The organism is Natrarchaeobius halalkaliphilus (assembly GCF_003841485.1).
Lineage (GTDB): Archaea > Halobacteriota > Halobacteria > Halobacteriales > Natrialbaceae > Natrarchaeobius > Natrarchaeobius halalkaliphilus.
Genome location: NZ_REFY01000003.1, coordinates 228,438 through 242,331 on the forward strand (window position 1 = coordinate 228,438; position 13,894 = coordinate 242,331).

The following is a 13,894-nucleotide window of genomic DNA, read 5'->3' on the forward strand; positions in this document are numbered from 1 at the left end:
AGCGTCGATTCGGGAGGAGTGGGACGTTCCGAACCACCTGTAACGGGAAATCGTCTGTGGTGTCCGGAATCGTCCGCAGAAGACGCGGGTCTAGGTCGAACACGGAGAGTTATCTGTGTTCTGACAACTCAACTATGCCCAATCGTGGTCCTCTATCCCTTCGTAATGTTTGAGCCGACTGTCGATCTCCCATTTCTCCCAATTGCACTCGTGATAGAGAACGTCGGCAAGCCCGTCGAAGTTGCCCTTATCAAGTTCGATCCCCCGATTGCCGCGGTACGTAATGTACGGTTCACTTCGAAGGTCATCGTAGACATCTCGGGCGGTCGGGTAGTTGCCGTCGATGGCTGAGAGGCTAAGGAGGCCTTCCTTCGTAATCGGTGTCCCCCACTTGTGTTTCGCAATCATCGTCGCCAAGAGGGCGCATTTCACCGACGGCTTCTGCATACCCGGGCTATTGAACCACCGTTACATAAATACTGTTAATAGCTGTTAACGGTGGTGGAAACGCTTATAAACTCACGTAGCTTGGACTCTGTATGAGCAGTACGGAGCACGCGGAAGGCGGCCGCGAACAGAAAAAGGAACTCCGCAAGGACCACCCCAGCGGGTGGCTCCACCTCACGCAGCACGACGCGATTCCGATTCTCGTGGATGCGCTTCTCGATCTTCCGCCCAACCGGGAGTTCAATAAGACCGAGTTCGCGGAACACGCGGGCGTTACGCGGCAGACCGTTGGCAACTACACGGACCTACTGCTGGAAGTCGAGTTGATCGAGGAAGTCCCGAACACCTCCCCACGCCGATACCGGGTCGCAGATAGCGACGTTGTTCGGGAACTCTTCGAGCTGAATAGTGCGCTCAACAACGTCGGCGAATAACCCTATCCGAAATCCGGTGGTGAATCTTCGAAGGGTCAGGTCTGTTGCTCTCGTCGCTCAATGATGCACTATCGGTGGCTCACCAACTGAATTCCGGAAAAATGTTCTGAGCGCAGCTACGAGGACGATCCTAGGGGAGGCTTGAGACATCTTCTCGGCGGTAAAATCGAGAGTTTCGAGAATGTTACAACCCCCGAAAGGGGGCATTTGTTAAACGAGCGTTTTACGCCGTTGATTAGATGACGCGGTTCTCTTCACTGTCATGCTTCCATCTCTCCGAATTACGTTGTTAAAACTACCGTAGTCTAAACTACGATAGTTTGAGCTACGCTATCTATACGTTTTATACGCTGGTGAGTCGAAGGTGAGCGTATGCCCGCCTTCGTCAACCGAGAACAGGAACTCGACAGGCTCCACGAGTTGTACGGGAGTGATTCTGCGGAATTGAGCGTCGTCTACGGGCGTCGGCGGATGGGAAAGACAGCTCTCGTCGTCAAATCTATCGAAAATCGTGATGACGCCGTGTATCATCAGGCCGCACACGGGACGACGGAGCAGCAACTCGACTCCTTCATCGCTGATGCTGCAACGGTGTTCCCGGGAGTCAACCGAATTCGGAAAGACTGGGAGAACGTTCTCACGTATCTCGCTGAACAGGACGCGATCGTGATCCTCGACGAGTTCCCGTACCTCGTAGACGAGAACGAAGCGCTCCCGTCTCTCATCCAGCGGCTCTGGGACCACAACGTCGAAGAGACGGCTGCGAGCTTCGTGCTGACTGGGTCGGCAATCGGGATGATACACAAGATAGCGCTCGACGGGAGTTCACCACTGTACGGCCGTATCTCCAAACGACCGAACGGGAAACTCGAAATCGGCCCGCTCCCGTTCGCTGCCGCGATGGAGTTCTTCCCGAATTACGCGCCGGCCGAACAGGTAATCGCGTACGGCGTGTTCGGGGGAACACCGGAGTACCTCAGGGCCGTGGACGACGCGCAGTCACTACAGGGGAACATTACGGAAACCCTACTGCTCCGTGACGGCGGCCTCCACGAGGAACCCGAGGACGTTCTGTACCGGGAACTGGACGAGGTGGATCGGTATTTCGCCGTTCTGAAAGCGATGGCCGAGGGGAATCATAAGCGAAACGAGATCATCCAGGCCGCCGGGATCAACGCCAACAGCGCGAGTTACTACCTCTCGCGCCTGCGGGAACTCCAGATAATCGAGCAGGAGTATCCGGTTACCGTTGACCCGTCCCGGAGCCGGAACAGCCGATATCGAATCCGAGACCAACTGTTCGCGTTCTGGTTCCGGTTCGTACACGGCCGTTCGTCCCGGTACGAAGTGTTTGGGGCGGATGCGTACGACGAACTCGTCGAACCCCATCTCCCGGACTTCGTCAGTACGACGTTCGAATGTCTCTGTCAACGAGCAGTTCTTTACGAGTACGGGGATGTCTACAGGTTCACGGAAGTCCCGGATCGGTGGTGGGACACCGACGGACGCGAGATCGATATGGTGGCCCCGACGAACGACGGGACCTTACTGGTCGGGGAAGCGAAGTTCCAGCAACAGCCGATGGGGTACGATGTTCTCGCCCAGCTTGAGCAAGAGGCTCCAGAAGTCGAGTGGTCGCCGACCGACGGCGACGTGAACTACGAATACGCACTGTTCAGTCGAAGCGGGTTCGCGTCGTCACTGGAGGAAGCAGCCGAGAAGCGCGACGACCTCGGTCTCTTCACGGTTGACGATGTCGTCGAGACACTGTCCGATTGATAACGGAGGGAGCAGTCCGTTTTGCACGCGGTTAGCGGTGAAAGCGACGCCTGGTTCTGTTTGCAGTCCAAGCCTCAGCGTAGAATAGTCATTAGATGGCCTAATGGTGGATAGTTCCCGTGGATCGGTGGCCGCGCGATCCCGGGATACGGTTCATTTGTTTAACGCACGTTGTACGCTGTTTTCTAGATGACGCGGTTCTGCCGAGCCACACAAGAACTCCGTTCCTGTACGTTCCGACACAGAAATAGGAATCCCCTCACTAGACGAGGGTCGAGTAGCCCCGGGCGCGGTAGGATGGGGAGTTGGCGAGATGTTCGGTACGAACCCACCACTAATACTTAAACTCCTTCGATATCTAACCTCCCGATTCTTGGGAACATGGCCGAATACAGTATCGAACGAACGCACTATGTATCGCTCTATTCAAGACCGGTCCCGAGTTCAATCTGCCGATGGAATAGACGTAAACGGTTCCCCCCGTTCTTACCGTCTCCCTTCCGAGACAGATCGATGAGCGTCATCGCGACGATTTCGGTCCCTACGACGGAGTTCCCGTTCGGAACCTTGCTCGAGGCGGATCCGGAAACGACCCTTACTGTGGAGACGACGGTTCCGACGAGCACCGGTGCAGTCCCGTACCTCTGGATCTCTGCACCTCAGCCCGACTGCGTCGTTGGCGCGATTGACGCCGCATCCACCGTCGAATCCGTCTCGATCGTCGATCGGATGAACGGCCACGTCCTCGTGTCGATCGACTGGATCGATCGGATCAACGGCGTTTTACGGGCGATCGAACGCGGTGACGCGATCGTCACCAGCGCCGTCGGAACACACGAGGGATGGTCGTTTCGGCTTCGTTTCCCCGCATACGAGGAACTTTCTACGTTCTATACGGACTGTGCCGATCGTGGCATCTCGATCGAACTCGTTCAGCTTCACGAAACGGTCAGTCCGGACTGTGACGGACGGTTCGGGCTGACCGCAGCCCAGCGTGAACTCGTGATCGCGGCCTACGAGTCGGGCTACTTCGACGTTCCTCGAGAGACCACGCTCGTCGAACTCGGGGATCGGTTCGGAATCTCCGATTCGGCGGTCTCACAGCGGCTTCGACGCGGGCTCGCTGCCCTGATCGATACCACGATGGCCGTCGAGACGGACACACAGAAGTCGGTGAACTCTGACGGACAGGCGACGCCCGAGACCGGGACCGAGACGGACTAGCGGCGCATCCCTCGTCGATCTCGAGAAATCGAAAATTCGGCGTTCGAATTCTCGAAAAATCGGTGATTTATCGGCCGGACGAAAACGGCTCTTCGCCGGTCACTCTTTCGACGTAATCGTGGCCGTTATGGGTTCACGGAGCGTTTCCCTATCCGTGAGAAACGTCACTGACAGGACGAGCAATCCGTTCGGCCTGCGTCCGCCGTTCGACCGGACGGAGCCGACCGAACGAACGGCGGTTTTCGGGTACGGCGACGCCAACGCCGATTTCCACGTCATCGGGGATTATCCCGGTAACCACGGTGGAACGCGTACGGGCGTTCCGTTCACGGAAACCGATGCCGGTTCGGCGATCCAGGACGTCCTTCGAGAACTCGAGTTCGTTCACGGCTTTCGGGAGCGGCCTGATCTCGAGAACTTGTACCTGAGCTACGTTCACATGTGTTGTCTGCCCGACGGACACGAGCCGACCGAGTCGGAGTACGCCGAACTCGAACGGTTCTTCGACGCCGAACTCCGGGCGATCAACGCACACGTCCTGTTACCGGTCGGAGAGCGACCGACCGACCACGTCCTTCGGGAGTACACCACCCAGCGAGACCGCCTCGAGTTCGACATGCCGACGCTTCACGCGAACGAGGTCCGTGGAAGGGGGTTCATGGTCGTTCCGATCCGCGACCCGTCCGAGTGGACCGACGGCGACCGCGAGGCGCTGGTCTCGAAGCTCGAGTCGATCCTCGAGAGCGACTATCGACAGACGAAGGGCGTTGCGACGAGTATCGGATGAGCCGTCGTCGATTCCGTACGGTTCGCTGTGGACGGTCTCGAGTCGGTCACCGGCCCATGTGTTTCCTGATCGTCGCACGAAGCGGTAGCCCGAGCGCACCGATCATCGGCAGCAGTACGAACGCGACGAGATCGAACACCAGCGATACCTCGCCGATCAGTCCGGCTGCGAATCCGAGGGCAGGGGCGAGTACCGGGAGGACGTACAGATACGACGGCTGCCAACCGGGACCGCGCCTCGTATGGTAGACGACGACGCCGAACAGAAACGGCATGAGAACCGCACCGGAAAGCAGTGGACCGCCGACCATGCTCGTCGGGACCGTCACCGCAAGCGCGATCAGGATCGTCTCGTCGATCGTGATCGGTCCCCAGGTGTCCTCTCGCCATCTCAGTCGGGCAAAGAGAACGACCGCGAACGCAACACCGACGATCCCGGCGAGTACGGCGGTCGAGGGCACCGACTCGAGAAACGGGGGGACGAGTTCGACGCTCGAGACGAAACCGATCGAACTGTCGAGCCCGTACCGGCCGCTCGAGAGAACGCTCAAAACACCCTCGACGTCACCACCCACAGCGGCCAGTTCAGCGCGGAGCGTGTCGACTGCGGCCTCGTTCTCGGAGACGGCGTGACCGAGCCCGGCGACGTAGACGAGCACCGCCAGCCAGATCGCCGGTAGTGCGACGTTTCGACGGCGCCACCAGCGAACGAGACCATCGATCCGTCCCGTTCGTCTCGCGTCCGAGCGCCGGGAGTGCTGGGAACGACGGTGTCCGTGAGCGGTTCCACCGTCGGTGGAGCTGACACCGTGGTCCTCGGTGGCGGCCGTGGTCGAGTCGGCTCCGGCGGATGATGCCGTCGCGCGTCCGCTGGCCGACGTCGCACTGGTACCGGTCGACGTCGTTCGAGTCCCCGTCGCGCTCGTCGTCACGTCTTCCGTCCTCGTGGCCGTCGCCTCGTGGTCGCTTCCGACGGCTCCTCGCGTCGAAGCCGCCGTCGAAGAGCGCCTCGATCTCGATGATCGCGGGTCGGAAGTCGTCGATCCCGTCCCGGCTGTCGATTCGTCCTCTGCTGTCTCGCTCGAGGATCGACCCGGCCGGGTTCGTGTCGTCGACTCCCTTCGCTCGCCACTCTCAGTCGACGTCTCGCTCGTGTTCGTCCAGACGTCGGGAGACGGGATTCCACTGGTTCGCTTTGCGACGTACTCGCGGTGTCCCAGTCGGTCGTACGCCTTTCGTTCGGTCGGGTCTCCGAGGATATCGTGAGCCTTTTTGACGGCGGTAAACTGCGCTCGGGCCCGGTCGTCGTCGTTGACGTCCGGGTGATACACGCGGACCTTCTCGCGATAGGCATCCTTGATCTCGTCCGGGGATGCGTCGGGAGGGATCTCGAGAAGATCGTAGAAATCTGCTGTCATAGCGAGTCGGAAACCCTGTTGGGCTACTGCAATCTACTCGGGGACTTATAAAATCGTTACGTCCGACAGACGGGCCGTGTCGCAGGCCGTTGGGTCCGGTCGAACCGATCGCGAGCTGCTTTCACAGGGTCTGCTGTAGTTGACTCGATCGAACCGCGGACGGTTCGCGGTTACGGAGAATCAACGAGAAAAGCTCGCGTTTCGGCGCAGGGAAGACGGTAACCAGACCACACGGCAGCAGTTCCTACCTGTGGATCGGGCAGCGGATGGCGGCTCGCGGATTGGGTACGACACCTAGCAGAAATCCGACAGCGACGTCTGGTCGTCCGGGAGATCCGTCAAAAACACACCAGCAGTCGTTTCGTCGTCCGCTTCGGTCCGTTCGTCTCCACCCTCGATATCGGTCCGTTCGTTCCCACTTGCGCTGGATTCGCCCTCTGTCCGTCCGAGGGCCGTCCGTTCGTCCCGATCCGTCTCCCAGCTATCGAGGCTGGCCTGGTCGACCGATGCGAACTCGAGGTTCGCGACGCGGACGCCGAGTTTTCGCACCGGACTGTCGTCGAACTCGGTAAAGAGGTCGCGTGCGAGTCGGCCGACGAGGTCGGGATCGTCGATGGGACCGGGTACCGATCGCTCGCGGGTGTTGACGTCGTACGGCGGCGTGACGGCTTTGACGCCGACAGTCCGGTACAGCGCACCCTCGCGGCGAGCCCGATCGGCAACAGCCGCCGCGAGCGTTTCGATCTGGTCGTACTTCGGTTTCGGCTCTTCGACTGGCTCCGGGAAGGCGGCTTCTCGCGAAAAGCTCTTTGGCTTTCCCTTCGGCTCGACGCGCCGGTCGTCCTCACCGCGTGCACGGTCGAAGAGCTCCCGTCCTCGCTCGCCAAAGCGCTCGACCAGCGGCTCCGGATCCGCCGCCGCGACGTCACCGGCCGTCTCGAGACCCATCTCCCGGAGTTCGCGTGCGGTTACGGGACCGACGCCGTGGAGCAACTCGACGGGGAGCGACGTGAGGAACTCGCGGACTTCGTCGGGTTGGACGACCGTCAGTCCGTCCGGTTTATCGAAGTCGCTTGCGATCTTCGCTGCGCTCATCGACGGTGCGACGCCGACGCTGACGGTGAGCCCGACCTCCCGACGGACTCGGTCTTTGACGTGACGGGCGAAGCCGTCTGCGACCTCCCAGGCCGTTCGACTCGTGACGTCGAGATAGGCCTCGTCGATACTCACCTCCCGGACGACGTCGGCACACTCGTGGAGGATCTCGCGGACGTCGGCCGCGACGGACTCGTAGTAATCCATATCGACCGGGCGATAGTATCCGGTTTCCTCGAGTTCGAGGTCGGAACTCGAGTCGGCGTCGCTATCGAGGTCGACGGAAGCCCGCCGCGGAAGCCGCTCGAGCGCCGTCGAAATAGCCTGTGCGCTTTCGACGCCGACCGCTCGAGCTTCGTAGCTTGCGGTCGCGACGGCTCCGACGGTGTCTCCCGGCTCGTATCCCATTCCGACGACGACGGGTTCGCCGCGCAGTTTCGGCTCGCGAAGCCGCTCGCACGACGCATAGAAGCAATCGGCGTCGACGTGACAGACGATTCGATCGGCGCCGTCCGCTCGTTCGACGCCGGGCAATCGCGATCCGTGAGCCATTCGTTCGGAGTTAGTGGCTGGTGCTGTTGAGACTGTCGGACGAGCCGGACGGTGCCGTGGTCGTGAACGTGGTGGTCGGTGGCCGGACCGATGACGGGAGTGCTGACGCTATTGGCGGCCGTGATCGCGGCGAGTCGCTGTCCGGAAGTCGATGGGTGGACGGTACAGCATCGATTTACACACCCATCGCACAGCCGTCGTTCGATCACGAGTGCGTCGACTTCCAGCGGCTACTTATACTGAACCGGGCGCGCTCGACGAACAAAGTTTATTACCGCGTCGTTATTTCGAGAAGTTATGAACGATCTCCAGAAGGGAACCGATCTGCGGCGACGAACGGTTCTTCTCGGATCCGGCCTCGCCGTCGCCGGGTTCGCAGGGTGTCTCGACGACGAACCGGAGGGTAACGGCGAAAACGACGGCAAAAGCGACGGCGGAAACGACGGCGGAGACGAGAACGGAGGTGAAAGCGACGACGATAGCGAGGACGAGACCAACGACGACGAACAAACGGAAGACGACGGGCCGCAGCCGCCCGAACCCGACTTTCTGGTCGGCTCGAGTCAGGATGCCGACTACGAAACGCTTCAGGAGGCCTACGACTCGCTTCAGTCCGGCGACGTGATCGGTATAGAGCCCGGTACGTATACCCTCCAGCAGTCGGTCGACTCCGCCGAGGTCGACGGCGAAATCCTGACCAGGAGCTACACGTACGTCGGAGAATCACCGGATGAGACCACTATCGAGATCCTGGTTCCGGACGAGCCTTCGTTTATCGTCCAGGGCCTCGTCCACTACGATCCCGAGGACGGCGCACCCGAATTCTGGAACGTGGCCCTCGAGATTCCCGCGGATCTCGAGTACGCCCGAACCGAGGACGAGGATGCCTACGAGGACGGTGAGGCACAGATTAACGCACACTTCTGTACGGTTGAGGGGACGCTTGGCGGCCCGACGGCTGCACACGGGACGGTTTTCATGGATGACCTCTCCCACGAGATCTCACCGACCGACTGTCGCTTTCACGGGGAAGTCGGCGGCCGGTCGATTGCCGGACGAGAGTGTCGGTTCGATGGTGATCTCAAGAGCAGGAACGGATACGTACTGGACAGCGTAATCGACGGGACGGTCAACCTGAACAGCGTTCTCTTACGTCGATGCGAGATCAGACGCGGAATCAACGTCAACGGGGGCGGCAGAGTCGAGGACTGTCTCGTCGAGCCCAAACCCGACTCCAATCTCGCCATCGACATCAGAAGCGAGTACGCTGCGACGGTCACCGGATCGGAGATCCGAGGAACCGTCCGCTCGAACCAGGACGGATCGCACATCGATCGCTTCGAGCTGAACCGGTTCGACGTCCCCGGGGCGAGGTACATCATCGATGGCGCGCCGGCGACCGATATCTACCTGAACGCGTTCGTCGGCGGCGACGTCAGAATTACGACCGATACCGGCGATCTCGCCTCGTTCCCGGCCGAGGAACTCGACGTGTACGATCCAGAGCGCGAACTGGGGAACTACTACTCGGAGTGGGACGAGACGAGCGACGCCGACGAGGGTATCCTCGGAACGCGAACGCTCCCCGGCGAGGACGGGGCCATGGATCGACATCCGCTCGCAACTCCCGACGTCGAGGCCTACGCGAAGGCCGCGACCGAAGCCGACGAAGACGACTAATCTTCGTCGAGAGCCGGAGGGTCAACTCAATTGTACTCTCGCCACCGGTGACCACATTCGGTGCACTTGAAGAATCGGGTCGGCGGTTCGTCCGCAGAAGCCGTCTGTTTCAACGTATACCACGCCTCCTGATTGCCACACTCGTCACAGACAACGTCCGACGCCTTCGGCTTTCCCTCGAAATTGGCGTCCTCGCTGGATTCGATCACGTCTCCGTCGGTCTGTGACTCCGTCGTGACGAACTCGTCCTCTCGGTCACGGTTCCGTTCGGTCGACGCCCCGCAGTCGTCGTTCGTACAGATCATGCGCTCGCCGCTGGCTTTCATCATCGAGCCACAGTCGTCACAGAACTGCATCGGAGAACGCTACGGCTGCGAGCGCAAAAACCCCCACGTCCTAGCTTCGAGCGCGGTCGGGACTCTTCTGTCCGTCCGCCGCTCGAGTGTAACTCCGACGACGGCGGTCGAAGCCTCTCCCCGAGAAGATCTGCTATCGTCGTGTCGGACTCCCCGCTATCGTCGTCTGGTTTGACCTGGACGACGCGTGAGCGAACGTCTTCGATGAGATCAATGAACCCCTCGCGCTGTGCATCGAGCGCTCCTTCCAGGAACTCGATCTCGCTTCGGTCGACGAGTTCGGCGCCGGGATCGAGTCCGTCGTCGGCCGAGACGTGGTGGGCGGCGACCACCATCTGACGGCACATCTCTTCGCGCGTTTCGCCGCGTCGATCGGCTTCCGTTCGGATCCAGTCGTCGACGTCAGGGGGAAGCGCGAACGAGACGCCGCCATCCTGATGGTCCTCGCTCGCCATTACCCTGTTTACGGACTCGCTTACCTGTTGTGGCACGTCACTCGGGATCGTCGGTTCGGATCCGGGCTCCCGTCGACGTCGCGGCCGAGAGAACGATCCGTCCCTCGAGACCACACCGCTCGAGTGCGTTCTCGGCGGCGGCGACTGCCTCCTCAGCGTGGGCCCGATCGGTCAGCCCGTAGACGACGGGACCCCAGGAGGACTGGCCGACACCCGAGAGGACGTGACAGCGCTCGAGCGCCTCCACGAGGGCACCTGCGGGCGGCCTGAAGACCCCGCCCTGCGCGTCGGTGTACCAGCTTCCGTTCTTGCGGCCGATTTCAGCGATGGCCTCCCCGAACGCCTCGAGGCGTCCCTCCGTCGCTGCCGGCAGGAGCTTTCGGGTGATAACGCCAGCGATCTCGTCGGCCACGGCCGGATCGGCGCGCTCGATTACCGCACGGAGGCTCTCGTCTTCGTCCTCGCCGCTCCGACCGGGGTCGCCGTTCGGAACGACGACCAGAAAGCGCCACTCCGAGGGCAGGTCGTGGCGGGCGACGACCGGAGGGACCGTCCAGTCACCCTCGATCGGTGGCTCGGTCGTAAACCGGGTCGTCGGGTGGCCGGCGTCGACGACGAATCCGCCGCCTTCGAACGTCGCCACACCGACGCCGCTTCGACCGCCACGACCCATCTCCGGCGCGAGTTCCCGCAGGCTCACCTCGAGGTCGTGTGCGCGTGCCGTCGCGGCGAGCGTCGACAGCGCGAGTTGCGTGCCGCTTCCGAGACCGACGTGTCGCGGAAGTTCCTCCTCGAGTCCGAGTTCGACGCCCGGAACGTCGAGTACGTCGCACGCTCGCGTCGCGTAGGACCCGGCGAGCGGATCGTCGGCGATGACGGTGTCCGCGGAGCGGGCGATGACCGACACCCTCGGTTCCTCGAGGGCGATCCCGATGCCGCCGTAGAGACGGCTCCGTGCGAGCGAAAGGTTCTGAAATCCGACGTGGAGGCGCGCACCCGTACTCACGGTCGCCCTGGACATCTCTTGTCCGCCGATACGTACGCCCCGTCCAAGGGGGTTTCGACGCTGGCAACGACTGACGGATGGTGTCCGTCACCGTCGTCACTGGTCGAGCAGAGTCCAGTTGCAATCGGAGAACGTCGGAAGCTCGTGTTTCAGCGATCTGGAACGTCGTAATCGATATGAATAGTGGGCGTACTCGGTGAATCGGGTGCGGGGACGCCGTTCCAGTCGACCACGGTGACGTTGGCCATGCGTCCGGAGAATCGAAACCGTCTGACGCCGACGTCGATCGTTCCCTCGGCGACCTTCTGCGAGACGACCGTCGCATCCTCGGCCGGGTCGTCTCCGAGCATTTCGAGTTCGCCGTCGACGGCGATTTCGAACATCGAGGGAACGCCGCGTCCCACGATGGTTATGAGGTTGGGAAGTCTGTCGTCGGTCGTCGTATCTGTCTGGCTTCGTACCGGATTTTCGCGTGCCATGGTTCGATGAGTCGGAGCGTGCGGTATAAGCTTTCTTCCTCGAGAAACGGTAAGAATACGCGACTTATCGTAACCGGTGTAAGTCGGAGCGTGATCGAGTAGCTATCACATTTCGAGCACTGCCTCGAGAACGAGCCCGAACCGGTTCGGCCGGGCGGTTACCGCTGATCGATAGACCGAGAAAGGGTGACTTATAGTCTCTCGACGCAAGATTCGATCATGAGCAGCGACGAGTTCGATTACGGCAAGGACGAACGACTACCGAGTCGGGACGTGACACAGGGCGCAGAGAAGGCACCGCATCGGGCAATGTTCCGTGCGATGGGATTCGACGACGACGATCTCTCCTCACCGATGATCGGCGTTCCGAACCCGGCTGCGGATATCACCCCGTGCAACGTTCATCTGGACGACGTCGCGGACGCAGCGATCGACGGCACCGACGCGGCCGGTGGCATGCCGATCGAGTTCGGGACGATCACCATCTCCGATGCGATTTCGATGGGAACCGAAGGAATGAAAGCGTCGCTCATCTCCCGTGAACTCATCGCTGACAGCGTCGAACTCGTCAGCTTCGGGGAGCGGATGGACGGGCTCGTTACCGTTGCCGGCTGTGACAAGAACCTCCCGGGAATGATGATGGCCGCGATCCGAACCGATCTTCCGTCGGTCTTTCTCTATGGCGGGTCGATCATGCCCGGTGAGCACGAGGGTCGCGACGTGACGATCGTCAACGTCTTCGAGGGCGTCGGTTCATACAGCACCGGCGAGATGGACGCCGACGAACTGGACGAGTTAGAGCGCCACTCGTGTCCCGGTGCGGGCTCGTGCGGCGGCATGTTCACCGCGAACACCATGGCTTCGATTTCCGAAGCATTGGGACTCGCCCCGCTCGGAAGCGCCTCTCCGCCGGCAGAGGACGACGAACGCTATGCGGTCGCGAGACGAGCCGGCGAACTCGCAGTCGAGGTCGTCGAGGAGAACCGCCGCCCCTCGGATATCCTCTCGCGGGAGTCGTTCGAAAACGCGATCGCGATCCAGACCGCCATCGGCGGCTCGACCAACGGGGTCCTCCACTTGCTCGCACTCGCTCGAGAAGCCGGCATCGACCTCGAGATTGCGGACTTCGACGAAATCTCGCGTCGAACACCCAAGATCGCGGATCTCGCCCCCGGCGGCTCGCGGGTGATGAACGATCTTCACGAAATCGGTGGCGTTCCGGTCGTCATCCGACGCCTGCTCGAGGCCGATCTGATTCACGGCGATGCGATGACGGTCACCGGCCGAACGATCGCAGAGGAGTTGGCAGTTCTCGAAGACGACGGGCTGCCGGGCGACGACGAGATCGACGCCGACTTCCTTTACTCCGTCGACGATCCCAAAGAGGAAGAGGGCGCAATCAAGATTCTTTCGGGCAATCTCGCGCCGGACGGTGCGGTTCTCAAGGTCACCGGAGACGACGAGTTCTACCACCAGGGTCCGGCCCGAATCTTCGAAGACGAAGAGGACGCGATGGCCTACGTCCAGGAGGGACACCTCGAAAGCGGGGACGTGATCGTCATCCGCAACGAGGGCCCGAAGGGCGGGCCCGGAATGCGCGAAATGCTCGGCGTCACCGCAGCGGTCGTCGGCGCGGGTCACGAGGACGACGTCGCGCTCATCACGGACGGTCGGTTCTCCGGTGGCACCCGCGGCCCGATGATCGGTCACGTCGCCCCCGAGGCGTTCGTCGGCGGTCCGATCGGCCTCATAGCGGACGGCGACGAGATCACCGTCGACATTCCGGAGCGAACGCTCGCAGTCGATATCGACGACGCAGAACTCGAGGCTCGTCGCGAGGGGTGGGATCAGCCCGACCCGGTCTACGACGGCGGCGTTCTGGCCAAATTCGGCCGCGACTTCTCGTCGGCGTCCGACGGCGCAGTGACGAATCCCGGCGTCAAACGCGACGAGTAACGCACCTCCCCTTCGATTTCCTGCACGACGCTTTCGGAACCACGTCTCCGACCTTCAGCCACGATGAACAAGTACTGCCTCGAGTGTCACTGGTATGCCAGTACGGCGGAGGGAGACACCGAAGCGGAGGTCTCGAGGAGAGCTATCGAACACTTCGTCGAGACGGGTCACACGGTCGATTCGGCACGCCTCCCACCGCCGGTGATGCTCGAAAAGTAAGCGACCGT

General features: G+C 61.5%; 14 protein-coding genes. 7 read left to right on the plus strand and 7 right to left on the minus strand.

Going from position 1 to position 13,894, the window contains the following annotated elements:
- Nucleotides 1-132: 132 nt before the first annotated feature.
- Nucleotides 133-447, minus strand: a complete 315-nt coding sequence (locus tag EA462_RS08070) for a hypothetical protein (RefSeq protein WP_124178059.1) — start codon at nt 445-447, stop codon at nt 133-135.
- Nucleotides 448-539: 92 nt separating this feature from the next.
- On the opposite strand from EA462_RS08070, the gene EA462_RS08075 reads away from it, so the two are divergent.
- The 4 genes from EA462_RS08075 (at nt 540) to EA462_RS08090 (ending at nt 4,671) form a co-directional block, all read left to right on the plus strand.
- A complete protein-coding gene (locus EA462_RS08075; RefSeq protein WP_124178060.1) occupies nt 540-881 on the plus strand; it encodes a hypothetical protein in 342 nt (113 codons plus the stop codon).
- A 372-nt stretch (nt 882-1,253) separates the two neighbouring features.
- Entirely contained in the window at nt 1,254-2,660 is a 1,407-nt protein-coding gene (locus tag EA462_RS08080) for an ATP-binding protein (RefSeq protein ID WP_124178061.1), read from the plus strand.
- A 513-nt stretch (nt 2,661-3,173) separates the two neighbouring features.
- On the plus strand, nt 3,174-3,884 hold the full coding sequence (locus EA462_RS08085; protein WP_124178062.1) for a helix-turn-helix domain-containing protein: 711 nt from the start codon (nt 3,174-3,176) through the stop codon (nt 3,882-3,884).
- Nucleotides 3,885-4,011: 127 nt separating this feature from the next.
- Nucleotides 4,012-4,671, plus strand: coding sequence for a uracil-DNA glycosylase family protein (locus EA462_RS08090; protein WP_124178063.1), 660 nt, complete (start codon nt 4,012-4,014; stop codon nt 4,669-4,671).
- 46 nt (nt 4,672-4,717) lie between these two features.
- Here EA462_RS08090 and EA462_RS08095 read toward each other — a convergent pair whose 3' ends face one another.
- Entirely contained in the window at nt 4,718-6,088 is a 1,371-nt protein-coding gene (locus tag EA462_RS08095) for a J domain-containing protein (protein WP_124178064.1), read from the minus strand.
- Between the two features lie 294 nt (nt 6,089-6,382).
- A complete protein-coding gene (gene dinB / locus EA462_RS08100; RefSeq protein ID WP_124178065.1) occupies nt 6,383-7,735 on the minus strand; it encodes a DNA polymerase IV in 1,353 nt (450 codons plus the stop codon).
- A gap of 297 nt (nt 7,736-8,032) precedes the next feature.
- Between dinB and EA462_RS08105 the strand changes: the two genes are divergently transcribed.
- Nucleotides 8,033-9,415 (plus strand): hypothetical protein, encoded by a 1,383-nt coding sequence (locus tag EA462_RS08105; RefSeq protein ID WP_124178066.1) that lies wholly within the window; start codon nt 8,033-8,035, stop codon nt 9,413-9,415.
- A 26-nt stretch (nt 9,416-9,441) separates the two neighbouring features.
- Here EA462_RS08105 and EA462_RS08110 read toward each other — a convergent pair whose 3' ends face one another.
- From EA462_RS08110 to EA462_RS08125, 4 genes are all read right to left on the minus strand, one after another.
- The gene (locus EA462_RS08110) at nt 9,442-9,771 is read right to left on the minus strand and encodes a transcription factor S (protein WP_124178067.1); all 330 of its coding nucleotides are present in this window, start codon (nt 9,769-9,771) and stop codon (nt 9,442-9,444) included.
- Nucleotides 9,741-10,226: a hypothetical protein gene (locus tag EA462_RS08115; RefSeq protein WP_124178068.1), complete on the minus strand. Its 486-nt coding sequence runs from the start codon at nt 10,224-10,226 to the stop codon at nt 9,741-9,743. Before EA462_RS08115 ends, EA462_RS08110 begins: the two co-directional genes overlap by 31 nt.
- 37 nt (nt 10,227-10,263) lie before the next feature.
- Nucleotides 10,264-11,247, minus strand: coding sequence for a beta-ribofuranosylaminobenzene 5'-phosphate synthase family protein (locus EA462_RS08120; RefSeq protein ID WP_124178069.1), 984 nt, complete (start codon nt 11,245-11,247; stop codon nt 10,264-10,266).
- A gap of 134 nt (nt 11,248-11,381) precedes the next feature.
- On the minus strand, nt 11,382-11,711 hold the full coding sequence (locus EA462_RS08125; RefSeq protein ID WP_124178070.1) for a hypothetical protein: 330 nt from the start codon (nt 11,709-11,711) through the stop codon (nt 11,382-11,384).
- Nucleotides 11,712-11,930: 219 nt separating this feature from the next.
- On the opposite strand from EA462_RS08125, the gene ilvD reads away from it, so the two are divergent.
- Entirely contained in the window at nt 11,931-13,667 is a 1,737-nt protein-coding gene (ilvD, locus tag EA462_RS08130; RefSeq protein WP_124178071.1) for a dihydroxy-acid dehydratase, read from the plus strand.
- Nucleotides 13,668-13,730: 63 nt separating this feature from the next.
- Complete coding sequence (locus EA462_RS17255; protein ID WP_165872035.1) at nt 13,731-13,886, plus strand: hypothetical protein; 156 nt, start codon at nt 13,731-13,733, stop codon at nt 13,884-13,886.
- Nucleotides 13,887-13,894 lie beyond the last annotated feature (8 nt).